Consider the following 22,617-nt stretch of genomic DNA (forward strand, 5'->3'; position numbering starts at 1 on the left):
GTCTCGTGAAGCTGTCGAAAAGCGTCGGAAGGTGTCGGACGGTCTGGAGCGGTGGCTTCGGGTGGTGCGCGCGGCCGCTCAGGCGGGGAGCAGCAGGTCGTCGAGCGGGACGGGCTCGTGCGGGACGCGGGGGAGGTCCACGCGCTCCAGCAGGTCGAGCGCGGCCCGGTGCTCGTTGAAGGTGTAGAGGTGCAGCCCGGGGGCGCCGGCGTCGAGGGCGGCGCGGGCGAGCCGCGCGGCGAAGGCCACGCCCGCGCGGTGCCGCTCGGCGGGGCCGGAGGCGTCCTCGAGGGCGGCGGCCAGGCCCGGGTGGGGCGCGAGACCGGCCAGCCGGCACAGGGTCTGCAGCCGCCGCGGGTCGGTCACCGGCATGATGCCGGGGACGATCGGGATCGTCACCCCGGCCGCGCGGGCCGCCGCCACCAGGCGCTCGTAGCGCTGCGGGCGGAAGTAGACCTGGGTGATCGCGAAGTCCGCCCCGGAGCGCTGCTTGGCCAGCAGCACCTCGACGTCGTGCCGGAAGGACGGCGACTCCGGGTGCCGGGTCGGGTAGGCGGCCACGCCCACGGCGAGCCGGCCGGCGGCCAGCGCCGCGCTGTGGCGCCGCTCGACGTCGCGGACGAGCTCCACGAGCTCGCCGGCGTACCGGAGCTCGCCCCGGTCCGTCCCGGGGTCCTCCGGCAGGTCCCCGCGCAGGGCCAGGACGCCCCGGACGCCGCGGCGGACCAGCGCGGCCACGGTGTCCTCCAGCTCGGCCCGCGTGCTGCCCACGCAGGTGAGGTGCGCCAGGGGCCGCAGGGTCGTGCGGGCGATGAGGTGGTCGAGCAGGGCGAGCGAGCCGGCACGGCGGGCCTCGTCGCCGCTGTACGTCACGGAGACGTGGTCGGGACGGGTGGGCTCGAGCTCCTCGATGGTCCGCAGCAGCGTGTCGGCGCTCGCCGCGCTGCGCGGCGGGTAGAGCTCGTAGGAGAGGGACGGCGGCGGGGCCGTCCGCTGGGGTGGTGCTGTCACATGTCCTCCTGGGGTCACCCCGAGGGAGGGCGGCAGAGAGCACGGGCTGGACCCGGGCAGTCTGCGGCTGCTCCATCGGTCCTGGCGGGAGCACCGTTCCGGCCCCCCGAGCGTTCTCGGGCGGGCGGATGGTTGCTGCGGCGTCGACGAGCCAGGTCTCTCGGCCGCTCTGGATAGATGCACTGCCCATTTGACCGGTTCCGCGCCGGAAAGCCAACCCGGGCCGTCCGGAAGACGCTCGTGGCAGGACTGTGACGTGGCGGCCGTCATGTTGCGACACATGACGGGCGCCGGGGCGGCGCTCCCGTGTTGGGGCGGGACGGCGCGTCGGGAATAATGGGCGGAGCCCGCCCCCGACCCCCAGAAACGAGTGCCCCATGCCCTCCGCACCTCGCATCGTGGCCGTCGTGCCGTGCCACAACGAAGAAGCGGCGATCGCCAAGGTGGTCTCCGACCTGCGCACCACGGTGCCGGGCATCGAGGTCTACGTCTACGACAACTGCTCGACCGACAACACGGCCGAGGTCGCCCGCCGGGCCGGCGCGCACGTGCGCTTCGAGCACGAGAAGGGCAAGGGCAACGTGGTCCGCCGGGCCTTCGCGGACCTGGACGCCGACGTCTACCTCCTCATCGACGGCGACGACACCTACGACGTCGCCGACGCCCCCGCCATGATCGAGACGCTGCTGTCCGGGCCCTACGACCACGTGCTCGGCGTCCGCCGGCAGGCCTCCGCCACCGCGTACCGCTCCGGCCACGAGTCCGGCAACCGGTTCTTCAACTCCCTGGTCAGCTTCGCGTTCCGCCGCCAGGTCTCGGACATGCTCAGCGGGTACCGCGTGTTCTCCCGCCGCTTCGTCAAGTCCTTCCCCGCGCTCTCGCGCGAGTTCGAGATCGAGACCGAGCTGACCGTCCACGCCGTCAACGCGCGCGTGCCGCAGACGGAGCTGGAGGTCGGCTTCCGCGACCGCGCCGAGGGCACGGAGAGCAAGCTGCGGACCTACCACGACGGCTTCCGGATCCTCGGCATCTTCGCGCAGCTGCTCTTCCACGAGCGGCCCTTCCTCGTCACGGGCGCGATCTCCGGCCTGCTGTTCCTGCTGGGCCTGGGCTTCGGCATCCCGGTGGTCGTCGAGTACGCGACCACCGGCCTGGTGCCCCGCTTCCCGACGGCGTTCCTCGCCTCCGCCCTCGTGATCCTCTCCGGGGTGTTCCTGCTGATGGGCGTCCTGCTCAGCGGCCAGGCCAAGATCCGCCGCGAGGCCACCCGGCTGTTCTACCTCCGCCTGCCCGCCCCGCCGCCCGTCGAGGCGCTCGCGGCTCCGGAGGGCCCCGGGCGCCTCGACGGCTCGAGCGCCGCGGCGCGCCGCCCCGCCCCGGCGGAGGAGAGCCGCTGATGCCCGCGTCGACAGCGCAGGCGGCCCGTCGCTGGTGGACGCCCTGGGCCAAGGGCCTCGGGGCGCTCGTCGGCCTGCAGCTCCTCCTGTTCGGCCTGCTCGTCGCCGGGCAGGCGGTCCCCGACGAGCCCATCGCCGAGAACCTCGTGGCCTCCGTCGAGGCCGGCACCTACGGGCCCAGCCAGATCCCGGACCGGATGGGCACCCCCTCGGACACCTTCACGGAGTGCGTGGTGGCCGGGACCGGCCTCGGGGCCTCCCCCGAGGAGTCCGCCCTCAGCCGGGCCGCCCGGATGCCGCGGATCGGCAACTGCGACGGCGGGGCCGAGGACGTCCGGGCGGTCGCCGACGGCAAGGTCTTCGAGGACCAGAACTACTACAAGTACTGGGCCGGCTACACGGTCATCACCCGCCCCGCCCTCGCCCTGGTGGGGCTCGAGGGCCTGCGGATCCTCTCGGGGGCGCTCATGGTCGCCGCGCTCGTCGGGGCGCTGCTGGCCGTCCGCGCCCGCACCTCCACCGCTGTGGCGGTCGCGCTCACCGCCCCCTACCTCGTCGGGACGAACATGCTCTCGACGCCCTCGACCTCGTTCAGCCAGTCGATCTCCATCGCGTTCATCTTCCTCTCCGTGCTCCTCACCGCGGTGGGCGCCCGGCGCTCGCGCGACGCGGGACTGCTCGGCGCCGCGGTCGGCGCCGCGCTGTTCTGCTACGTCGACCTGCTGACCACGCCCTCCGTCCCGTGGGCGATGTCGGCCTTCGTCCTGGCCGCGGCCGTCTGGTACCGCACCCGTGACCTCCGCCGGAGCGCCGTGGCGGGGGTCCTCGCCGGGGCGGTGTGGCCGGTGGCCTTCGCCGTGACCTGGGCCTCGCGCTGGGCCTTCGGCGCCCTGTTCATGGGGGTGGACGAGACCGTCGCCATGGTGCAGCAGAACGTCGGCTTCCGCACCGCCGGCGCCCACGACGGGGTCTCCGACGCGTTCGGGGCCGGGGTGACCAGCAACGTCTCCTACTGGTGGGACCTGGTCCCGACGTCCGGGGCGGTCCTCCTCGCGTGCGGGATCGCCACGGCGGTGGGGCTCGTCCTGGCGGTGCTGCGCGGTGGGGCGCGGCGGCTCGTCGTCGCCCTCGTCCTGGCCCTGCCCGCCGTCGTGGTCCCCGTCTGGTACGTCGCACTGAGCAACCACTCGCAGATCCACGAGTTCTTCGTCAACCGCGGGGTGCCCACGGCCCTGGCCGTGATCACGGCCGCCGCGCTGGCGGCGGCCGTCCCGCCCCGCCCGCGCGCCGACGAGGCCGCGGCGGGGGAGGAGCACCCGGACGCGGTGCCCGACGACCAGCGCGTCCTCGTCTGACGCCGCCCCCGCCCGGTCTGCGGCGGGGGCCCGGGACCGTCCCTGTCGCCCGGGACGGCGGCTCCCTCCTCAGGCGGAGGACTTCAGCCGGGCCGTGTGCGCGGCGGGCGCCTGGCGGAGCGGGACGGGCCGGGCGACGGCGTCCTCCTCGCCGAGGACGGCCCGGACGGCGTCCAGCAGCACCTGCGTCCCCTCGAGGAGGTCCGCCCGGGAGATGTTCAGGGGCGGCATCACCTTGAGCACCTCGTCCTTCGGGCCGGAGGTCTCCACCAGCAGGTGGCGCTCGAACGCCGCGCCGGCGATCCTGCCCGCCAGCCCCGGGTCGGGGAACCAGACCCCCGTGAGCAGCCCGCGCCCCCGCCGGACAGCGCCCTCGACCAGGGCCGCGATTCTCCCCAGCTCCTCCTCGAGCTCCCGCCCCCGCTGCCTGACCTCCTCCGCGAACGTCCCGTCGGACCAGTACTTCTCCAGTGCCGCGGTCGCGGTGACGAACGCGGGGTTGTGGCCGCGGAACGTGCCGTTGTGCTGGCCGGGCTCCCAGACGTCGAGCTCCGGGCGGAACAGGGTCAGGGCCATGGGCAGGCCGTAGCCCGAGATGGACTTCGACAGGCACACGACGTCCGGCCGGATGCCGGCCTCCTCGAAGCTGAAGAAGGTGCCGGTCCGGCCGCACCCGGCCTGGACGTCGTCGACGATGAGCAGGACGCCGTGCTGACGGCACAGCCGCTCGAGACCCTGCAGCCACGCGGCGCGCGCCGCCCTGAGCCCGCCCTCGCCCTGGACGGTCTCCACGATGACGGCCGCGGGGACGTCCAGGCCGGAGCTGCTGTCCTCCCAGGCCCGGCCCAGCCACGTGAGCGCCGCGTCCGGGTCGTCGAGGTAGCCGTCGTACGGCGCCGTGATCGTGAAGGGCAGCGGCACGCCGGCGCCCGCGCGCTTCGTGGCGTTGCCGGTGGCCGCCAGGGCCCCGAGGGTCATGCCGTGGAAGGCGTCGGTGAAGTGGACGATCTCCCGCCGTCCCGTGGCCAGCCGGGCGACCTTGAGCGCGGCCTCCACGGAGTTGGTCCCGGTCGGGCCGGGGAACTGGACCTTGTAGTCGAGGCCGCGGGGCCTGAGCACGAGCCTCTCGAACGTCTCCAGGAAGCGGCGCTTGGCGGACGTGTAGGTGTCCAGCGAGTGGACGATGCCGTCCGCGGAGAGGTGGGCGATCAGCTCACGCTTCAGGTCGGGGTCGTTGTGCCCGTAGTTGAGGGCGCCGGCGCCGGAGAAGAAGTCGAGGTAGACCTGTCCGTCCTCCGCGTACTGCCGGCACCCCCTGGCCGACTCGAAGACGGCGGGCCAGTGGCGGCAGTAGCTGCGGACGTCGGACTCGAGCGTCTCGAAGATAGTGGTGGACATGGTGGATCCTCCTCCACGAAAAGTGTGGTGTAGGCGGCAGCTCCCGGCCGGATCCCCCTCCGACTAGGTGCTTAAGTCACGAGGGTAGACCCGGACGTGACCGGGGGCACCCGATTCGCAGGGATGGCGGGAACATGACGGCGGTGATCACGATCCGGGAACAGTGCTCGCCGGATACGGCCCCAGGGCGTACCGTAGAGATCAACCAATTGGTTGATCAAAGGATTGGTTGACAAGCACCGTGGACGACGACGATCTGCTCGACAAGGCCTTTCTGGCCCTCGCCGACCCCGTCCGCCGCAGCATCGTCGCCCGGCTCAGCCGGGGCCCCGCCACGGTCACGGAACTGGCGGAACCCTTCGCGATCAGCAAGCAGGCGGTCTCGAAGCACATCCAGGTCCTCGAGCAGGCGCAGCTCGTCACGCGCACCCGTGACGCCCAGCGCCGGCCCGTCCACCTGGACCCCGCACGACTGGAGGCGCTCACCGCCTGGATCGACCGCTACCGGCTGGTCCGCGAGGAGCAGTTCCGCCGCCTCGACGCCGTGCTCGGCACCCGAGCCGCAGACCGCGGCGAGCACGATCAGGAACCACCATGAGCAACGCACTGCACCTCACCGCCCCCGAGGGCTCTCTCCTCGTCGACTACGTCCGGGAGTTCGACGTCCCGGCGGCCGAGCTGTTCCGGGCCCACGCGGACCCGGAGCTGTTCCGGCGCTGGATCGGCCCGCGCGGCCTGGAGACCCGCATCGATGCGTACGACTGCCGCGACGGCGGGACCTTCCGCTTCGTGCAGCGCGGCCAGGACGGCGGCGACGAGTACGCCTTCCGCGGCGTCTTCCACACCGTCCGGGAGAACGAGCTCGTCGTCCAGACCTTCGAGTACGAGGGCTGGCCGGACGTGGTCACCCTGGAGTACTCCCGCTTCGAGGATCTGCCCGGCGGCCGCAGCCGGCTCACCGGCCGGTCCGTCCACCCGTCCCCGGAGGCCCGCGAGCGGTACCTCGCCACCGGCATGGAGTCGGGGATGGCGCAGGGCTACGACCAGCTCGAGGAGCTGCTGGCGGCCCGGGCCGCGCACCGCTGAGCCCTCGCGACCGGTCCCGCCCGCTCCGGGCGGCCGACGGCTTCATGGTCGCCCGGAGCCCGCGGTCAGTCCCGGGCCGGCTGCTCCGAGCGGCCCCCGAAGACCCTGGCCGCGAGCGCGATGAGCAGCACCAGGGCCCCCGTCAGGGCCAGCTGGACCCGCACGGCGTCGTCGAGCAGGCCCAGCAGCACGATCCCGGCGAGGATCGCGAGCGCCAGGTAGGACAGCCAGGGGAAGGCCCACATCCGCAGGGGCAGCCGGGCGCCGGCGCGGTCCGCGCGGCGGCGCAGCACGATCTGGGAGACCAGGGCCAGGCCCCAGACCGCGAGGCACGTGGCGCCCACGGTGTTGAGCATCCACAGCAGCACGGTCTCGGGCCACAGGTAGTTGAGCACCACGGCGGCGAAGCCGAAGACCACGGACACGACGACGGCGGTGCGCGGCACCCCGCGGTCCGAGACGTCGGCGAAGGCGCGCGGGGCGGAGCCGCGGCGGGCCAGCGAGTACAGCATCCGCGAGGAGCCGTAGATGTTGGCGTTGAGGGCCGAGAGCAGGGACAGGATGATGATCACGGCCATCACCGCGTCCGCGCCCGGGACCCCGGCGGCGTCCAGCACCGCGACGAACGGGCTCACGGAGAGCTGCTCGTCGTCCCAGGGGAGGACGAGCACCATGACGGTCACGGCGCCCACGTAGAACACGAGGATGCGGACCAGGATCGTGCGGATCGCGCGCGCCACGTTGCGCTGCGGGTCCTCGGTCTCGGCCGAGGCGATGGTCACGAGCTCGGTGCCGCCGAACGCGAAGATCACCACGAGCAGCGCCGCGGCCACCCCGGTCAGGCCGTTGGGCATGAACCCGCCGTGGGACGTGAGGTTGCCCAGCCCCGGGGAGGGCGCGGGCAGCAGCCCCAGCAGCAGGGCCAGGCCCACCCCCAGGAACGCGAGCACCGCGAGCACCTTCATCAGCGCGAACCAGAACTCCGTCTCGCCCAGCGTCCCCACCTTCACGAGGTTGACCGCCGTGAAGAGGGCCATGAACACGAGCGCCAGGACCCACTGCTCGGCGAGGGGCCACAGCTCGGTGAACAGCTGGGCGGCCGCCGTGGCCTCCGCCGCGACCACCACCACGATCTGCGCCCACCACAGCCAGCCCAGGGTCTGGCCCACGGTGCGGCCCATCGCCTTCCCCGCCCAGGTGGAGAACGCGCCCGGGGACGGGTCCGCGGCGGCCATCTCGCCGAGGGCGCGCATCACCAGCACAAGCAGCACGCACGCCACGAGGAAGGAGAGCAGCACGGCGGGTCCCGCCGTGCGGATCGCGGCGCCGGTGCCGATGAACAGTCCCGTGCGGGGCGCGTCCGCGGCGGGAGCACCGCGGACCGGTAGACTTGTCCGGTACGAGCCCCTGGGCCTCCACCTGCCGGAGCGGCGCCGCCGCCGGCGCACGGACAGGAACGACGCAGGGGCGTTGTCGTGTCCCGGTCGGCGCGCAGCGCCGCCGGGCGCCGCGGGACCGTCCCGCACCACCCAGGCAGGAGAGTCGTTCAATGCCAGCAATCGTGATCGTCGGAGCCCAGTGGGGCGACGAGGGCAAGGGCAAGGCCACCGACCTGCTCGGAGGCCGTGTCGACTACGTGGTCAAGCCCAACGGCGGCAACAACGCCGGGCACACCGTGGTCGTCAACGGCGACAAGTTCGAGCTCAAGCTCCTGCCGGCGGGCATCCTGAGCCCCAACGCCGTCCCGGTGATCGGCAACGGCGTCGTGGTCAACCCCCAGGCCCTCTTCGAGGAGATCGACGGTCTGGAGGCCCGCGGGGCCGACACCTCCCGGCTGCGGATCTCCGCGAACGCCCACCTCGTGGCCCCGTACCACCAGACCATGGACCAGGTCACGGAGCGCTTCCTCGGCAAGCGCGCGATCGGCACCACGGGCCGCGGCATCGGGCCCGCCTACATCGACAAGGTCGGCCGGCTCGGCATCCGCGTGCAGGACGTCCTGGACGAGTCGATCCTGCGGCAGAAGATCGAGGGCGCGCTGCGGCAGAAGAACGAGCTGCTCGTGAAGCTCTACAACCGCCGCGCCATCGACGTCGAGGAGGTCGTGGAGTACTTCCTGGACTACGCGGACCGGCTCGCCCCGATGATCGTGGACTCCACCCGTCTGCTCAACACGGCGCTGGACGAGGGCAAGGTGGTCCTCATGGAGGGCGGCCAGGCGACCTTCCTCGACGTCGACCACGGCACCTACCCGTTCGTGACCTCCTCCAACCCCACGGCGGGCGGCGCGTCCGTGGGCTCGGGCATCGGCCCGACCCGCATCACCCGCGCCATCGGCATCATCAAGGCGTACACCACCCGCGTGGGCGCCGGGCCCTTCCCCACGGAGCTCTTCGACGAGATGGGCGAGCGGCTGCGCACGACCGGCGGCGAGTTCGGCGTGAACACCGGCCGGCCCCGCCGCACCGGCTGGTACGACGCCGTCATGGCCCGCCACGCCTCCCGGATCAACGGCTTCACGGACTACTTCCTCACCAAGCTCGACGTCCTCACCGGCATCGGGCAGATCCCGGTGTGCGTGGCCTACGACGTGGACGGCGTGCGCCACGACGAGATGCCCATGACCCAGACCGAGTTCCACCACGCGAAGCCGATCTTCGAGTACTTCGAGGGCTGGAACGACGACATCACCGGCTGCCGCACGCTCGAGGACCTGCCCGGCAACGCCCGCGCGTACGTCGAGGCGCTCGAGGCGATGAGCGGCACCCGGATGTCCGCGATCGGCGTGGGCCCGGACCGTGACAACACCATCGTGGTGCACGACCTGATCGACTGAGCCCTCACCCCACCCCGGGCGGCTCCTGCCCGCCCGGGGGCGGAGCGGTCCTCACGGCCGGACGAGGACCAGCACCACGTAGAGCCCCAGCGCGCCCAGGGCCACCACAGCCGTGGCGGTGGCCAGCACCGCCCCCACCTCCGGCGCGGACTCCTCCTCGGCGATGCCGCGCGCGCTGCGGGTGTAGCGCGGGCGCTGGGTCAGGTAGATCGCGACGGCCGTGACCACGGCCAGCCCGAAGAGGACGAGGACGAACGGGCCGTGGTGGGGCAGCCAGCGCAGGAACACCGCGGAGACCACGACGAAGGACATCAGCGTCCGGCCCCACGCCATGCTCGTGCGCTCGGGCTGCAGGCCCGGGTCCCCGTGCGGCGGCGGGGCCGGGTCCCGGGGCGGGCGGCGGATCGGGGGGCGCGGAGCGGGCATCTCAGTCCTGCAGGACGACGACGACGAGCACTCCCGCGGCGATCGCCCCGCCCACCGCGAGCACCGGCGCGATCAGGGGCAGGGGCAGCGGGCTCTGCTGCCGCATGCTCCGCTCCACCCCGAGCCAGCGGAACGCGGCGCCCCCGCTGACGAGCATGCTCAGGACCAGCAGCACCACCGACAGGAACGTGCGGACCGGCTCGTCGAAGACGTCCCCCGTGAACGCCTCGACCGCGATCCCGCCGGCCAGGAACGCCAGGGACGTGCGGATCCAGGCCAGGAACGTGCGCTCGTTGGCGAGGGTGAAGCGCGGGTCGGGGTCCTCGCCCCCGCCCAGCAGCCGTTGCGCGACCCGGCCCCGGTGCGGGGTCCCCGACTTCTCACCCATGGCCTGCCCTTCGCTGCCGCGGCCCGGCCGGCGCGGTCGCCGGCCGTGTCCGGTTCCATCCTGGCACGGTCCCCGGGCCCCGGACCGCCCGCGCCGGCCCCGGCGGTGCCCGCGGCGTGTCCGTGGTGCGGGTCACGTCCCTGGCCCAGCCTGTGAGCACCTCACACATCCCCTCACGAGGAGCCCCCTGATGCGACGACCCCCCGCAGCCCCGTCCCTCACCGCCCCGTCCCTCACCGCCCCGTCCCTCACCGCCCCGTCCCTCACCGCCCCGTCCCTCACCGCCCCGTCCCTCACCGCCCCGTCCCTCACCGCCCCGTCCCTCACCGCTCTGGCCCTCACCGCTCTGGCCCTCACCGCTCTGGCCCTGGCCGCCGCGCTCACGGCCGGAGGGGCGCTGGCCGCGCCCGCCCTGGCCGTGGGCGAGGGCCCGAACCCGGGCAACGGGCAGTTCACCACCGCCCACCTGCGCACCTACGACGACGTCGTGGCGGAGCTGCAGGAGCAGGACGCCCGCCAGGACGCCCTCGAGCTCGAGGTCATCGGCCGGTCGGTCAAGGGCCGCGACCTCTACCTCGCGAAGTACGTCTCCGACCCGGACAACCCCACGATCCTCTACCTCACCCAGCAGCACGGCAACGAGCAGCTGACCACGGAGGGCGCCCTCGAGTTCATCAAGCACCTCGGCACCCAGAAGTCCGGCGGCCTGCTGGAGGACGTCAACATCCTCGTGGTCCCCATGCTCAACCCCGACGGCGCCATGGGCGACGTCGACTTCTCGCTCGAGGACTACCTCGCCAAGGACCGGAACCTCACCCGGTACAACGCCAACGAGATCGACCTCAACCGGGACCACGTCACCCGCACCCAGCCCGAGACGCAGGCCCTGCACGACAACGTCCTCGGCGCCCACGACATCGACTACATGATCGACCTGCACCACCAGGGCACGCAGTCCGAGGTGGACGGCGAGCTCGTCTCCGGGTCGATCCTCTACCCGACGACGCCGAACGCGGACCCCGAGCTGGTCGAGCGCTCCAAGCGGCTCGGCTCGGTGGTGCACTCGGCGATCGACCCGACCGGCTGGGGACACCTCGGCAGGTACGTGGGCGGCACGGCCGAGACCATCAGCCGCAACGGCATCGCCGTCGAGTACGGCGTGGCCACCCTGCTGTTCGAGATGCGCGGGATGTCCGACCACTACCGCGAGGACTACATCCTGGGCGGACGTAGCAACGGCTACCTGGTCCGCCAGACCGTGCTCACCATGACCGAGACGGCCCGCGCGATCGGGGACGGCTCGATCGAGACCGCGGACACGGGCTTCTGGGAGACCCTGCCGGAGCAGAACACCCGCACCGAGTGACGGCCCGCGCCCGCCGCGCAGGGTGACGCGCACGGTGCAGCGCATCGTCCGCCGCCGCGGACGTGGCGGCGGACGTGGCGGCGGATACAGTGGGAAGCCCCGGCCCGGTCCCGCCGGTCCCGGGGCGGGCCCGCCCCGCCGCCACGTCCCGTCGTCACATCCCGCCGAGGAGAACTCCCATGAAGATCGCCGTCGGACAGTTCGCGCCCGCAGCCGACCCGGACGCCAACCTGCGGACCATGCGCCGCCTGGCCGAGCAGGCCGCGGCCGGCGGGGCCGAGCTCGTGGTGTTCCCGGAGGAGGCCATGTTCTCGGAGCGGCTCGTCGGCGACGGGTTCGAGGACCTCGTGGCCCGGAGCTGGTCCGGCTTCGTCCAGCGGCTGTCCTTCCTCGCCGCGGAGACGGGCCTCGCCGTGATCGCCGGCGGCTACGAGAGCTCCGCCGACGGCCGGCCCTACAACACCCTGGTGGCCGTGGACGCGCAGGGCGCGATCCTCGGCACCTACCGCAAGCTGCACCTCTACGACGCCTTCAGCCACCGGGAGTCGGACCGGATCCGTCCCGGGGACAAGGGCGTGACGGTCGTGCGCATCGGGGAGCTCACGGTCGGCATGATCACCTGCTACGACCTGCGCTTCCCCGAGATCTGCCGGGCGGTCGTCGACGCCGGGGCGGAGCTGCTCACCGTGCCGGCCGCCTGGTTCGCCGGCGAGCACAAGGTCGACCACTGGCAGGCGCTGCTCAAGGCCCGCGCCATCGAGAACACCGTCTGGGTCGCGGCCGCGGACACCTGCTCGGAGCACACGGTCGGCCGCTCCGCGGTCCTGGACCCGATGGGCGTCGTCGTCGCCGAGGCCGGCGAGGACGAGGCCGTGGTCCTCGCCGACGTCACGCGGGAGCGGATCGACGAGGTGCGCGAGACCGTGCCCGTGCTCGCGAACCGCCGCTTCGGCCCCGCCGAGCTCCTCGCGGCGGAGCAGGACTGACAGCTGCGGCCCGGGCCCACACCCGCGGCCGCCACCCGCCGCCTCACCGACCACCGACCACCGACCACCGGAGGACACCGTGGACGAAGACCGCTCCGAGCCCCAGCCGCACAGGCCTGCCGCCCCGTACGACGCACGTCAGCATGCTCCCGGTCAGCCGGGTCAGCCGGGTCAGCCGGGTCCCGGTCAGCCCGGTCCTGGTCAGTACCGTGGTGACCAGCGCGGTGGCGACCTGCACGGCGGCGGCCCGTACGGCCCGCCGCCGTGGGCGCCGTTCCCGCCCTGGCAGGAGGACCCGCGCGTCCTGGGCCGCAGCCGGGCCGAGACCGCCCTGGTGCTGGGGATCCTCAGCGTCGTGACGCTGCCCCTCCTGGGCCCCTTCGCCATCTGGCAGGCCAACGAGGCCGAGAAACTGGGGGTCCCGGCCCCCGCCGGCCGGATCCTGGGCTGGGTGGGCACCGTCCTGCTGGGCCTGATGCTGCTGTTCCTCGGCATCTGGATCACCGCGATGCTCTTCTTCGTCACCTCGAACGGAGGCTGATCCCCGCGTCCCTGCCTCTCCGCGCCGGGACGCGGGGACGCGGGGACGCGGGGCGCGTCACCAGATGCTGACGCGCTCCACCTTCGGGAGCCACAGGGCGTCCGACGGGAGGACGCCGAACGCCTCGTAGAAGGCGTCGATGTTGCGCACCACCTGGTTGGCGCGGAACTCGTTGGGGGAGTGCGGGTCCGTGGCGATGCGGTGGCGCAGGGCCTCGTCGCGGGACTTCTGCTGCCACACGTACGCCCAGGACAGGAACAGCCGCTGCTCGGGGCTGTAGCCGTCCACCAGCTCCCCGGGACCGAAGGCGCTCGTCGCCTCCCGGGACATCCTCCACGCCTTGTGGGCGATGGACAGCCCGCCCAGGTCCCCGATGTTCTCACCGAGGGTCAGCTCGCCGTTGACGGTCGTGCCCTCCTCCTCCAGCTGGTGGGGGATGAGCCGGTCGTACTGGCGCACCAGCTCCGCGGTGCGCTCCTCGAAGGCCCGGCGGTCGGCGTCGGTCCACCAGTTGCGCAGCCGGCCGTCGCCGTCGCACGTCGAGCCCTTGTCGTCGAAGCCGTGGCCGATCTCGTGGCCGATGACGGAGCCGATCGCGCCGTAGTTCACGGCGTCGTCCGCGGCCTCGTTGAAGAAGGGCGGCTGGAGGATCGCGGCGGGGAAGACGATCTCGTTGCGCAGCGGGTGGTAGTAGGCGTTGACCGTCTGCGGGGTCATCAGCCACTCGTGCTCCTCCATCGGGCTGCCGGCCTTGCGGACCAGCTCGGCCAGGCGGAACCCCGTGGTCCGCACCCGGTTGCCCACGAGGTCGTCGGGGCGGATCTCCAGGGAGGAGTAGTCCTTCCACTTCTCGGGGTAGCCGATCTTCGGGGTGAACTGGGAGAGCTTCTTCAGCGCCTCCTGGCGGGTCTCCTCCGTCATCCAGTCGAGCTCGGTGATGGAGACCCGGTAGGCCTCGAGCAGGTTCGCCACGAGCTCGTCCATCCGCTCCTTGGCCGAGGCCGGGAAGTGCGCCTCGACGTAGAGTTCGCCCACGGCCTCGCCCAGGACGCCGTTGACCAGCTCGACGCCGCGCTTCCACCGGTCCTTGAGCCGCGGGGTGCCCGAGATGACGGTGCCGTAGAACGCGAAGTCCGCCTCGACGAACGCCGAGGACAGGTAGGAGGCCCGCGCCGAGACCAGGTGCCACCGGGCCCAGGACCGCCACGCCGGCAGCAGGTCCTCGGTCAGCAGCTCCTCGACACCGGTGAAGAACGTCGGCTGGGCGTTGACGACCGTCCGCAGCGCGGAGGCGGGGAGCTCCGCGCCCTCGGCCAGGAGCCGCCAGTCGAGGGCCTCGGTGGTGGCGGCGAGCTCCTCGAAGCCCATGGGGTTGTACATCTTCGTGAGGTCGCGGACTGTGACCTTGTCCCAGTGGTGGGCGGCGATCCGCGTCTCGAGGGCCACGGCCGCCCGGGCCTGCTCGGCGGCGTCGGCGAAGCCGGCCAGGGCGAGCATGGTCTCCACGTGGGCCAGGTACTGCTCGCGGATCCCGGCGTGCTGATCGGCCCGGTAGTACTCCTCGTCCGGCAGGCCCAGACCGGACTGGCCCACGAAGGCCAGGTACCGCTCCGGGTCGCCCGGATCCGAGTCCACGTCCACCTCCACGAGCCCGCCCACGCCTCGGCGGATCATCCGGCCGAGGTGGCGGACCAGCCCGGGGACGTCGGCCACGGCGTCGACCTCCTCGAGGTCGGGGGCCAGGGGGGAGGCGCCGAGCGCCTCGATCCGCTCCTCGTCCATGAAGGACGCGTAGAGGTTCGCGATCTTGGACTCCACGGCGTCCGGGTCCCCGGCGCGCGCGGTGGTGATGAGCTCGCGCACCGCGGCCTCGGCCTGGTCCCGCAGCTCGATGAACGCCCCGACCGAGGGCTTGTCGTCGGGGATCTCGGTGCGGCTCAGCCACGCGCCGTTGACGTGGCGGTACAGGTCGTCCTGGGGGCGGACGGAGCGGTCGAAGCCGTCGAGGTCGAACACTGAAGAGGTCACCGTAGATGTCATGGGGACCACATTAACCGCAGGCCCCGGCGCACCGGGGGACGGACGGGGGCTGTTCCCCGACCGCTTAACCCCGGACCACCCCGGTGGCTCAGCCCTGACCGCTCAGCCCCGGCGGCTCGACCCCGGCGGGCTCAGCCCCGGCCGGTGAACTGCGGCTTGCGCTTCTGCTGGAAGGCGGCGAAGCCCTCGGCGTAGTCGGCGCTGCGGCACAGCTCGCCCTGCACCCGGTTCTCGTTCTCGACCGACTCCCACAGGCCGATCCGCTCGTCCCGGATCTGGGCCACGAGCTCGCGGGAGGCGAGGAATGCGCCAGTCGCGCCCTCGGCCACCGCGGCGGCCTTGGCGCGGGTGAGGTCGAGCAGCTCCTCGGCGGGCACGGAGCGGCTGAACAGCCCCGAGCGCACGGCCTCCGCGCCGCTCATCAGCTCGGCCGTGTAGATGAGGTCGAGCGTGCGGTGGGCGCCGAGCCGTTCGGTGAACAGGGCGTGCCCGCCGGAGTCGAGGGTCGCGCCGAGGTTGGCGAACGGGGAGCCGATCTTGGCGTTGTCCGCCACGTAGACCACGTCCGTGGCGATCGCCAGGCCCAGGCCCACGCCCAGGCAGGCCCCCTGGACGGCGGCGAAGGTGGGGGCGGGGAAGCGGCTCATCTCGCGCAGCAGCGGGGTGACCTTCCCGGCGAGGTACCCGTAGGCGTCGTCGGTGGCGGGCTGCACGGCGGAGATGTCCCGGCCGGCGCAGAAGCCGCGGCCCTCGCCCCGCAGCACCAGGGCGCGGACCCCGGCCCGCTCCGCCTCGGCGTAGGCTTCGCCGAGCTCGGCGAGGCCGGCCTCGCCGAGGGAGTTCATCTTCTCGGGCGCGTTCAGCACCACTTCGGCCACGGATCCGTCGATGGTCAGGTCGATCACTGCTGCTCCTCTGTGCGGGGCGGGGACTGGGCTGGGGAGCTCCGCGAGGGGAGCTGGGAAGTGGGGAACCGGGGCGGAGCAGTGCGGGAGCCCGGCGCCGTGCCGGCACCGGGCTCCCGCACCGTGGCTCAGGCGTCGAAGTCGACGACGAGCTCCTTGGAGGTGGGGCGGGTCTGGCAGGTCAGGACGTAGCCCCTGTCGACCTCGTCCTTCTCCAGGGCGTAGTTCTCCTCCATCACGAACTCGCCGGAGACGACCTTCGCGCGGCACGTGCCGCACACGCCGCCGGCGCAGGCGAACGGGACGTCCGGTCGGACGCGCAGCGCGGCGTTCAGGACGGTCTCGTGCGAGCTCTTGGGGGACTCGACGGTGCCGGAGAGGCCGTCGAGGTTGAAGGTGATCGCGTAGTTCTCGCCCCTCGGGTCGGCCTCCACCACGCGGCCCTGCTGACCCTGCGGGGTCTCGGGCCGGCCGGTGGAGAACAGCTCGAAGCGGATCTTCTCCTCCGGGACGCCGCGCTCGGCGAGGGTGTCCCGGCACAGCTGGACGAGCTCGAAGGGCCCGCAGAGGAACCACTCGTCGGTCGTGTCCACCTGGATGACCTCGTCCAGGATGTCGTTGAGCTTGTCGGCATCGATCCGCCCGGACATCAGGGGACTGATCCGCTGCTCGCGGGAGAGGACGTGGTGGACGGCGAGCCGGGCCGGGTACTTGTCCTTGAGGTCGCCCAGCTCCTCCGCGAACATCACGTCCATGGCGGAGCGGTTGGCGTAGACGAGGTCGAACGTGGAGGAGTCCGAGGCGCGCAGCACGGCCTTGGCGATGGCCATGATCGGGGTGATGCCCGAGCCCGCGGCGAAGGCCACCAGGTGCACGGAGCGGTTCCGGGCGACCTCCTCGGCGGCGAGCTTCTCCGGGTCGTTCATGGACGTGACCTGCAGCTTGGACGTGAAGGCGCCCTGCGGGTTCATGACGTCGAGCCGGTCCCCGGCCTTGAGGAACTCGTTGGCCCAGGTCGAGAACACGCCGCCGATGTCCTGCTTGATCGCGACCCGGATCTCGCCCGGCCGCGGCTCGGCGCAGATCGAGTAGGAGCGTCGCACCTCGTGGCCGTCGATGTGGGCGCGCAGCGCCACGTACTGGCCGGGGAGGTAGTTGTAGTCCTCCACGAGCTCCGAGGGCACGGCGAAGGCGACCTCGACCGAGTCGGCCGTGAGCTTGCGGACCTGGGAGACCTCGAGGGTGTTGAACGTGGCCCGGCGCTTGGCCGCGGGCTGTGCGGTGGTATCGGTCATCAGTGCACCTTGAAGTAGTCGAAGGGTTCGAGGCACTCGTTGCAGACGTAGAGCGCCTTGCAGGCGGTGGACCCGAAGCGGGTCATCTCGCGGGTGTTGAGCGAGTGGCAGTGCGGGCACTTGACGGTGAGCCCCAGCCGGACGGGGCCGGCGGCGGCCCGGCCGGTCGGCGGGGCGATGCCGTACTCGGCGAGCTTGCGCTTGCCGTCCTCGCTCATCCAGTCGGTGGTCCAGGCGGGCTGCAGCACGAGGTCGACCCGCACGTCCTGCCACCCGTGCGCGTTGAGCGCGCGGGTGACGTCCGTGGTGATGGTCTCCATCGCCGGGCACCCCGAGTAGGTCGGGGTGATGACGACGACGGCGCGCTCGCCCTCCGCCCGGGCGTCCCGCAGGATGCCGAGGTCGGCGATGGAGAGCACCGGGACCTCCGGGTCGTTCACCGTGGCGGCCACGTCCCAGATCCGGGCAGACTCCGGGTCGCTGGGCCGCAGCTCCCGGCCGGTCACCTGCGTGGTGCCCGCCGGCTCGTGCTCGGTCATCGTCATCGCCCCGTCACCAGGTGGCGCCGGGGTGCTGGCGGGCCAGCACCTGCATCTCGGCGAGGATGTGGCCGCGCTGCTCGCTGAACTCCCCGGAGCGGTCCCCGCCGTAGGCGCCGGCGACGTCGGGGACGTCCAGGCCTGCCTCGTCGAGGATCTCCGCGATCCGCCGGTCGAAGTCGGCGCGCAGGGAGGACGGGAGCACGGCGACGTCCCCGAGGGACTCGATCAGCTCGTCGTCGTGGAAGAGCTCGTCCACGTAGGGCCACATGTAGTGCAGCCCGTCCTGGACGCGGCGCTTGGACTCCTCCGTGCCGAGGCCCAGACGCAGGATCCACTGGCTCGCGTGGTCCTGGTGGTACTCGACCTCCTTGAGCGCCTTCTCGGCGATGGCGGCGAGGGTCGGGTCCGAGGAGCGGACCAGCCGGCGGTAGAGCTCGTACTGGTAGAAGGAGAAGATCAGCTGCCGGGCGATGGTCTGCCCGAAGTCCCCGTTCTCCTGCTCCACCAGGCGGCAGGAGCGGAACTCCTCCTCGTCGCGGAAGTACGCGAGGTCGTCCTCGGTCTTGCCCCACGCGCTGCCCGCGTAGGTGAGGAAGAACCGGGCGTGGCCGAGCAGGTCCAGCGCGATGTTGGCCAGCGCGATGTCCTCCTCGAGCTCGGGGGCGCGGGCGATCCACCAGCCCAGCCGCTGGGCGAGCATCAGGGCGTCGTCGCCCAGGTACAGGGCGTAGCGGGCGACGTCCTCGGGCGCCTTAGAGCCGCCCTCCCGGATGTCCTCCGCGGTGATGGCGTTGCCGGCGCTCTGCTTGGTCGCCGAATCGTGGGACGCGAAGCTCACAGGTGCTTCACCCCTTCGCTCTTGGTGTAGTACGTGGCGTGCCGGTAGCTCTTGCCCTGCGCGGACTCGAAGTACCCGCCCTTGGAGTCGGGGTCCGACGCCGTGACGGCCTCGGAGGGGACCACCCACACGGAGGTTCCCTCGTTGCGGCGGGTGTAGAGGTCGCGCGCGTTGCGCACCGCCATGGTGGCGTCCGGGGCGTGCAGGGAGCCGGCGTGGACGTGGGACAGCCCGCGCGACGAGCGCACGAACACCTCCCACAGGGGCCACTCGGCCGACGACCCGCCGAGGCCGGTCACGTTGTTCTCGTTGTTCTCGCTCATTCTCAGGCTCCGATGAGTTCGGCGGAGGCGCGCTCCGCGGCGGTCTTGCGGGCATAGGCGGCGGCGGCCTCGCGGACCCAGGCGCCGTCCTCGTGGGCCTGGCGGCGGCGCTGCATGCGCTGGACGCTGCACGGGCCCTTGCCGGAGACCACGGCCTTGAACTCGTCCCAGTCGAGGGGTCCGTAGTCGTAGTGGCCGCGGTCCTCGTTCCACTTCAGGTCCGGGTCCGGCAGGGTCAGGTCCAGGGCCTCGGCCTGCTCGACGATCATGTCCACGAAGCGCTGGCGCAGCTCGTCGTTGGAGAAGCGCTTGATGTTCCAGGCCATCGACTGCTTCGAGTTGGGGGAGTCCTCGTCCGGCGGGCCGAACATCTGCAGGGACGGGCCGTAGAAGCGGTTCACGGCGTCCTGGGCCATCTGCTTCTGGGCGGGGGTCCCGTGGGAGAGCTCGTAGAGGATCTCCCAGCCCTGGCGCTGGTGGAAGGACTCCTCCTTGCAGATCCGCACCATGGCGCGGCCGTAGGGGCCGTAGGAGGCGCGGCACAGCGGCACCTGGTTGGCGATCGCCGCGCCGTCCACGAGCCAGCCGATGGCGCCCATGTCGGCCCAGGTGCGGGCGGGGTAGTTGAAGATCGAGGAGTACTTCGCCCTGCCGTCCAGGAGCTGCTGGTTGAGCACGTGGCGCGGGGTGCCGAGCGTCTCGGCGGCGGAGTAGAGGTAGAGCCCGTGGCCGGCCTCGTCCTGCACCTTGGCCATGAGGATGGCCTTGCGCTTCAGGGAGGGGGCGCGGGAGATCCAGTTGCCCTCGGGCTGCATGCCGATGATCTCGGAGTGCGCGTGCTGGGAGACCTGGCGGACGAGCGTCTTCCGGTAGGCCTCGGGCATCCAGTCGCGCGGCTCGACGCGCGAGTCCTCCGCGATGATGCGGTCGAAGTGCTCCTGGCCGGCGCGGTCCTGCTCGGCCTGAGCGGCCGGGTCGGCCGCGGGCACGGCGTGGAGCCCAGGGGTCTGCGTAGTCATGGTGTCCCTCTTCCGAACGAGATGGCGTCACGGGTCCGGTGCGGCTCCACGTGACTAACTGACCGTTCGTTCAGAATATGCGGACCGAGGCGGCGGCGTCAACACATTTCGCCCCATTGATCACAAGCAGGCTCAGGGTTGACACGACGGCCGTTCTGGGATTGTCTACTGACCATTCGGTCGTGAATTGTGAGGAGAAGCACATGCCCCAGGAGCACCCCATTCTCGCGGGGGACCACACCTCCCGGTGGATGGGCATCGAGGTGGACCGGGCCGACTACGGTCATGCGCAGATCCGCATGACCCTGCGCGAGGAGATGCTCAACGGCTTCGGGATCGCCCACGGCGGAATGATCTTCGCCTTCGCGGACACCTGCTTCGCCCTCGCCTGCAACGACCCCGCAGGGGACGGGAGCACCATCACGGTGGCCGCCGGCGTCGACATCAACTTCATCTCCTCCGCCCGGCGCGGCCAGACCCTCGTCGCGGTCGGCACCGTCCGGGCGCAGGCCGGGCGCAGCGGGGTCTACGACATCCGCGTCACCACGGACGACGACGTCCTGGTCGCCGAGTTCCGCGGCCGCAGCCGCACCATCCCGAATCCCGCCCGAAAGCCCGTTCTCCAGTCCGCCCAGCAGTCCGAGGAAGCCTGATATGACCGTCACCTCCGTGCCGAACCCCTACTCCCCCTCTCCCGCTCCCGCGGACCGGTCGCAGCCGGACCCCGAGGAGACGATGAGCCGGGACCAGATCGAGTCCCTGCAGGTCGAGCGCCTGCGCTGGACCCTCCACCACGCCTACGAGAACGTCCCCGCCTACACGGAGCTCTACGACGAGCACGGTGTGCACCCGGGAGACTTCAAGGAGCTCGAGGACCTCCGCCTGTTCCCGTACACGGACAAGGACTTCCTGCGGAAGAGCTACCCCTTCAAGGCCCTCGCGGTGCCGATGAGCGAGATCCGGCGCATCCACGCCTCCTCCGGCACCACCGGCCAGCCGACCGTGGTGGCCTACACCGAGAACGACCTCCTGACCTGGGGCACGCTCGTCGCCCGCTGCTTCCGGCTGGCCGGGGTGCGCCCCGGGGACAAGGTGCACAACGCCTACGGCTACGGCCTGTTCACCGGCGGCCTCGGCGCCCACTACGGCGCGGAGCGCCTGGGCTGCGCCGTCATCCCGATGTCCGGCGGGCAGACCGAGAAGCAGGTCCAGATGATCCGCGACTTCGAGCCGCAGGCGATCCTCTCGACGCCCACCTACCTGCTGACCATCGCCGACGGCTTCAGGAAGCTCGGTCTCGACCCGCGCGAGACCTCCCTGCGCACCGCGGTGCTCGGTGCCGAGCCCTGGACGGAGGAGATGCGCCGCGAGATCGAGACCACCTTCGGCATCGACGCGTGCGACATCTACGGCCTGTCCGAGGTCATGGGCCCGGGCGTGGCGGGGGAGTCCGCCGTGACCAAGGACGGGTCCCACATCTGGGAGGACCACTTCCGCCCCGAGATCATCGACCCCACCACGGACGAGGTCCAGGAGACCGGACGGCCCGGCGAGCTCGTGTTCACGGCGCTCACCAAGGAGGCGCTGCCGATCATCCGCTACCGCACCCACGACCTCACCCGGCTGCTGCCGGGCACCGAGCGTCCCGGGCACCGCCGGATGGGCCGCATCACGGGCCGCTCGGACGACATGATCATCCTGCGCGGGGTGAACCTGTTCCCGTCCCAAATCGAGGAGCTGGCCCTGCAGATCCCCGAGCTGAGCCCGCACTTCACGCTCGAGATCACCCGGCCGAACCGGATGGACCAGATGACCATCAACATCGAGCGCCGCGAGCAGGTCACCATGGAGGAGGCCGAGGCCGGCGGCAAGAAGCTCGTGCACGCCATCAAGACCAAGATCGGCTCCTCGGCGGCGATCCGGATCGCCGAGCCGGGCAGTCTCGCCCGCTCCTCCGGCAAGCTGCGCCGCGTCTTCGACCACCGCAAGGACGCGTGACGGGGCGTCCGCCAGAGACACCGTGACCGGCCCCCGAGATCGTTCGGGGGCCGGTCACGTTATAGAATCATGGCTTTCTGTTCACTTACCGTTGAAATCGAGGATTCATGTCGTACGCATCAGTGCTGCCCCCCGCGGCAGGCGGGTCGCCGCGCCGCGGCCGGCCTGGGTACGACCGTGAGACGCTGCTGCGCATCTGCGTGGACGTGTTCAACGTCCACGGCTACGACGCGACGTCCATGGGGACCCTCTCCAAGAACCTGGGGATCTCCAAGTCCGCGATCTACCACCACGTGGAGTCCAAGGAGGAGATCCTCGAGCAGGCGCTCTCCCGGGCGCTGGACGCCCTCGAGGAGGTCGTCCAGGGCGGCGAGGCGATGGCCGCGCCCGCCGTGGACCGGCTCGAGGACGTGATCCGGGGGACCGTGCGCGTCCTGGTGGAGCAGATGCCGTACGTGACCCTGCTGCTGCGGCTGCGGGGCAACTCGGAGGTCGAGACACGGGCGCTGGAACGCCGCCGCACCATCACCCGCCGGGTGGGACAGCTCATCGCGCAGGCCCAGACCGAGGGCGCGGTGCGCGACGACCTCAGCGCCCGCTCCGCGTCCCGCCTGCTGCTGGGCATGATCAACTCGATCGTCGACTGGTACAAGCCCGATGTGGAGACGTCCGCGGAGACGTCCACCGCCGCACTGGCGGACACCGTGGTGGCGCTCGCCTTCTCGGGCCTGCGCACGTCCTGACCAGCGGCCCCGGCCAGAGTCCTTCCCGCCTTTCCCACCGAGTCCCCATGTGACTGGCCTGGCCGCCCGCCGAGCCCCCACGACGCACGCAATCCCCCACGCTGCTGCGTGGGGGATTGCGCCG

Annotated in this window: 23 protein-coding genes and 1 riboswitch; of the genes, 11 read left to right on the plus strand and 12 right to left on the minus strand. The window is 72.0% G+C overall.

Annotated features, from left to right (window positions below):
* Positions 1-78: 78 nt before the first annotated feature.
* Positions 79-1,011, minus strand: coding sequence for a methylenetetrahydrofolate reductase (locus IEW07_RS04170; protein ID WP_188534589.1), 933 nt, complete (start codon positions 1,009-1,011; stop codon positions 79-81).
* 69 nt (positions 1,012-1,080) lie between these two features.
* A riboswitch (SAM riboswitch) is annotated at positions 1,081-1,191 on the minus strand.
* A gap of 197 nt (positions 1,192-1,388) precedes the next feature.
* Here IEW07_RS04170 and IEW07_RS04175 point away from each other — a divergent pair.
* Positions 1,389-2,408, plus strand: a complete 1,020-nt coding sequence (locus IEW07_RS04175; protein ID WP_188534590.1) for a glycosyltransferase — start codon at positions 1,389-1,391, stop codon at positions 2,406-2,408.
* A complete protein-coding gene (locus IEW07_RS04180) occupies positions 2,408-3,763 on the plus strand; it encodes a hypothetical protein (protein WP_188534591.1) in 1,356 nt (451 codons plus the stop codon). Before IEW07_RS04175 ends, IEW07_RS04180 begins: the two co-directional genes overlap by 1 nt.
* Before the next feature lie 69 nt (positions 3,764-3,832).
* Here the strand turns inward: IEW07_RS04180 and ectB are convergent, their stop codons facing one another.
* Positions 3,833-5,161, minus strand: a complete 1,329-nt coding sequence (gene ectB / locus IEW07_RS04185) for a diaminobutyrate--2-oxoglutarate transaminase (RefSeq protein ID WP_188534592.1) — start codon at positions 5,159-5,161, stop codon at positions 3,833-3,835.
* Between the two features lie 229 nt (positions 5,162-5,390).
* Between ectB and IEW07_RS04190 the strand changes: the two genes are divergently transcribed.
* Positions 5,391-5,759 carry an ArsR/SmtB family transcription factor gene (locus IEW07_RS04190; RefSeq protein WP_371870203.1) on the plus strand — a complete coding sequence of 123 codons (369 nt, stop codon included), beginning with the start codon at positions 5,391-5,393 and terminating at the stop codon, positions 5,757-5,759.
* Entirely contained in the window at positions 5,756-6,247 is a 492-nt protein-coding gene (locus IEW07_RS04195; RefSeq protein ID WP_188534593.1) for an SRPBCC family protein, read from the plus strand. Before IEW07_RS04190 ends, IEW07_RS04195 begins: the two co-directional genes overlap by 4 nt.
* Positions 6,248-6,312: 65 nt before the next feature.
* Here the strand turns inward: IEW07_RS04195 and IEW07_RS04200 are convergent, their stop codons facing one another.
* Positions 6,313-7,695: an amino acid permease gene (locus IEW07_RS04200; protein ID WP_371870207.1), complete on the minus strand. Its 1,383-nt coding sequence runs from the start codon at positions 7,693-7,695 to the stop codon at positions 6,313-6,315.
* Positions 7,696-7,796: 101 nt separating this feature from the next.
* Between IEW07_RS04200 and IEW07_RS04205 the strand changes: the two genes are divergently transcribed.
* Positions 7,797-9,083 (plus strand): adenylosuccinate synthase, encoded by a 1,287-nt coding sequence (locus IEW07_RS04205; RefSeq protein WP_188534594.1) that lies wholly within the window; start codon positions 7,797-7,799, stop codon positions 9,081-9,083.
* Positions 9,084-9,134: 51 nt separating this feature from the next.
* On the opposite strand, the gene IEW07_RS04210 is transcribed toward IEW07_RS04205, so the two are convergent.
* Positions 9,135-9,509: a DUF202 domain-containing protein gene (locus tag IEW07_RS04210; RefSeq protein ID WP_188534595.1), complete on the minus strand. Its 375-nt coding sequence runs from the start codon at positions 9,507-9,509 to the stop codon at positions 9,135-9,137.
* A gap of 1 nt (position 9,510) precedes the next feature.
* Positions 9,511-9,897, minus strand: a complete 387-nt coding sequence (locus IEW07_RS04215; RefSeq protein ID WP_188534596.1) for a YidH family protein — start codon at positions 9,895-9,897, stop codon at positions 9,511-9,513.
* 190 nt (positions 9,898-10,087) lie between these two features.
* On the opposite strand from IEW07_RS04215, the gene IEW07_RS04220 reads away from it, so the two are divergent.
* The 3 genes from IEW07_RS04220 to IEW07_RS04230 all read left to right on the plus strand — a co-directional run bounded on the left by IEW07_RS04220 (position 10,088) and on the right by IEW07_RS04230 (position 12,790).
* Positions 10,088-11,263, plus strand: coding sequence for a M14 family zinc carboxypeptidase (locus IEW07_RS04220; protein WP_188534597.1), 1,176 nt, complete (start codon positions 10,088-10,090; stop codon positions 11,261-11,263).
* A 179-nt stretch (positions 11,264-11,442) separates the two neighbouring features.
* Positions 11,443-12,249 (plus strand): carbon-nitrogen hydrolase family protein, encoded by an 807-nt coding sequence (locus tag IEW07_RS04225; protein ID WP_188534598.1) that lies wholly within the window; start codon positions 11,443-11,445, stop codon positions 12,247-12,249.
* A 79-nt stretch (positions 12,250-12,328) separates the two neighbouring features.
* Positions 12,329-12,790, plus strand: a complete 462-nt coding sequence (locus tag IEW07_RS04230; protein ID WP_188534599.1) for a hypothetical protein — start codon at positions 12,329-12,331, stop codon at positions 12,788-12,790.
* Positions 12,791-12,847: 57 nt separating this feature from the next.
* Here IEW07_RS04230 and IEW07_RS04235 read toward each other — a convergent pair whose 3' ends face one another.
* From IEW07_RS04235 to paaA, 7 genes are all read right to left on the minus strand, one after another.
* Complete coding sequence (locus IEW07_RS04235) at positions 12,848-14,818, minus strand: M13 family metallopeptidase (RefSeq protein WP_188534600.1); 1,971 nt, start codon at positions 14,816-14,818, stop codon at positions 12,848-12,850.
* A gap of 143 nt (positions 14,819-14,961) precedes the next feature.
* On the minus strand, positions 14,962-15,735 hold the full coding sequence (locus IEW07_RS04240; protein ID WP_188534601.1) for an enoyl-CoA hydratase/isomerase family protein: 774 nt from the start codon (positions 15,733-15,735) through the stop codon (positions 14,962-14,964).
* Positions 15,736-15,863: 128 nt separating this feature from the next.
* Entirely contained in the window at positions 15,864-17,030 is a 1,167-nt protein-coding gene (paaE, locus tag IEW07_RS04245; protein ID WP_188534602.1) for a 1,2-phenylacetyl-CoA epoxidase subunit PaaE, read from the minus strand.
* Complete coding sequence (paaD, locus tag IEW07_RS04250; RefSeq protein ID WP_188534604.1) at positions 17,030-17,575, minus strand: 1,2-phenylacetyl-CoA epoxidase subunit PaaD; 546 nt, start codon at positions 17,573-17,575, stop codon at positions 17,030-17,032. Before paaD ends, paaE begins: the two co-directional genes overlap by 1 nt.
* A gap of 7 nt (positions 17,576-17,582) precedes the next feature.
* Positions 17,583-18,410 (minus strand): 1,2-phenylacetyl-CoA epoxidase subunit PaaC, encoded by an 828-nt coding sequence (gene paaC, locus IEW07_RS04255; protein WP_188534606.1) that lies wholly within the window; start codon positions 18,408-18,410, stop codon positions 17,583-17,585.
* Positions 18,407-18,733, minus strand: coding sequence for a 1,2-phenylacetyl-CoA epoxidase subunit PaaB (gene paaB / locus IEW07_RS04260; RefSeq protein ID WP_188534609.1), 327 nt, complete (start codon positions 18,731-18,733; stop codon positions 18,407-18,409). Before paaB ends, paaC begins: the two co-directional genes overlap by 4 nt.
* A gap of 2 nt (positions 18,734-18,735) precedes the next feature.
* Complete coding sequence (gene paaA, locus IEW07_RS04265; protein ID WP_229741559.1) at positions 18,736-19,752, minus strand: 1,2-phenylacetyl-CoA epoxidase subunit PaaA; 1,017 nt, start codon at positions 19,750-19,752, stop codon at positions 18,736-18,738.
* Between the two features lie 203 nt (positions 19,753-19,955).
* Here paaA and paaI point away from each other — a divergent pair, with 203 nt between their 5' ends.
* The 3 genes from paaI to IEW07_RS04280 all read left to right on the plus strand — a co-directional run bounded on the left by paaI (position 19,956) and on the right by IEW07_RS04280 (position 22,493).
* Complete coding sequence (paaI, locus tag IEW07_RS04270) at positions 19,956-20,405, plus strand: hydroxyphenylacetyl-CoA thioesterase PaaI (protein WP_188534611.1); 450 nt, start codon at positions 19,956-19,958, stop codon at positions 20,403-20,405.
* A 1-nt stretch (position 20,406) separates the two neighbouring features.
* Positions 20,407-21,750, plus strand: coding sequence for a phenylacetate--CoA ligase family protein (locus IEW07_RS04275; RefSeq protein WP_188534613.1), 1,344 nt, complete (start codon positions 20,407-20,409; stop codon positions 21,748-21,750).
* 107 nt (positions 21,751-21,857) lie between these two features.
* Positions 21,858-22,493 (plus strand): TetR/AcrR family transcriptional regulator, encoded by a 636-nt coding sequence (locus IEW07_RS04280; protein ID WP_188534615.1) that lies wholly within the window; start codon positions 21,858-21,860, stop codon positions 22,491-22,493.
* Positions 22,494-22,617 lie beyond the last annotated feature (124 nt).

The organism is Kocuria dechangensis, assembly GCF_014636775.1.
Lineage (GTDB): Bacteria > Actinomycetota > Actinomycetes > Actinomycetales > Micrococcaceae > Kocuria > Kocuria dechangensis.

Coding starts and splice junctions, on each gene's coding strand:
- paaE (WP_188534602.1), bottom strand. CDS start 17,030: ATGACCGATACCACCGCACAGCCCGCGGCCAAGCGCCGGGCCACGTTC.
- IEW07_RS04215 (WP_188534596.1), bottom strand. CDS start 9,897: ATGGGTGAGAAGTCGGGGACCCCGCACCGGGGCCGGGTCGCGCAACGG.
- IEW07_RS04175 (WP_188534590.1), top strand. CDS start 1,389: ATGCCCTCCGCACCTCGCATCGTGGCCGTCGTGCCGTGCCACAACGAA.
- paaD (WP_188534604.1), bottom strand. CDS start 17,575: ATGACGATGACCGAGCACGAGCCGGCGGGCACCACGCAGGTGACCGGC.
- IEW07_RS04180 (WP_188534591.1), top strand. CDS start 2,408: ATGCCCGCGTCGACAGCGCAGGCGGCCCGTCGCTGGTGGACGCCCTGG.
- IEW07_RS04195 (WP_188534593.1), top strand. CDS start 5,756: ATGAGCAACGCACTGCACCTCACCGCCCCCGAGGGCTCTCTCCTCGTC.
- paaB (WP_188534609.1), bottom strand. CDS start 18,733: ATGAGCGAGAACAACGAGAACAACGTGACCGGCCTCGGCGGGTCGTCG.
- IEW07_RS04225 (WP_188534598.1), top strand. CDS start 11,443: ATGAAGATCGCCGTCGGACAGTTCGCGCCCGCAGCCGACCCGGACGCC.
- IEW07_RS04280 (WP_188534615.1), top strand. CDS start 21,858: ATGTCGTACGCATCAGTGCTGCCCCCCGCGGCAGGCGGGTCGCCGCGC.
- IEW07_RS04205 (WP_188534594.1), top strand. CDS start 7,797: ATGCCAGCAATCGTGATCGTCGGAGCCCAGTGGGGCGACGAGGGCAAG.
- paaA (WP_229741559.1), bottom strand. CDS start 19,752: ATGACTACGCAGACCCCTGGGCTCCACGCCGTGCCCGCGGCCGACCCG.
- ectB (WP_188534592.1), bottom strand. CDS start 5,161: ATGTCCACCACTATCTTCGAGACGCTCGAGTCCGACGTCCGCAGCTAC.
- paaI (WP_188534611.1), top strand. CDS start 19,956: ATGCCCCAGGAGCACCCCATTCTCGCGGGGGACCACACCTCCCGGTGG.
- IEW07_RS04275 (WP_188534613.1), top strand. CDS start 20,407: ATGACCGTCACCTCCGTGCCGAACCCCTACTCCCCCTCTCCCGCTCCC.
- IEW07_RS04210 (WP_188534595.1), bottom strand. CDS start 9,509: ATGCCCGCTCCGCGCCCCCCGATCCGCCGCCCGCCCCGGGACCCGGCC.
- IEW07_RS04220 (WP_188534597.1), top strand. CDS start 10,088: ATGCGACGACCCCCCGCAGCCCCGTCCCTCACCGCCCCGTCCCTCACC.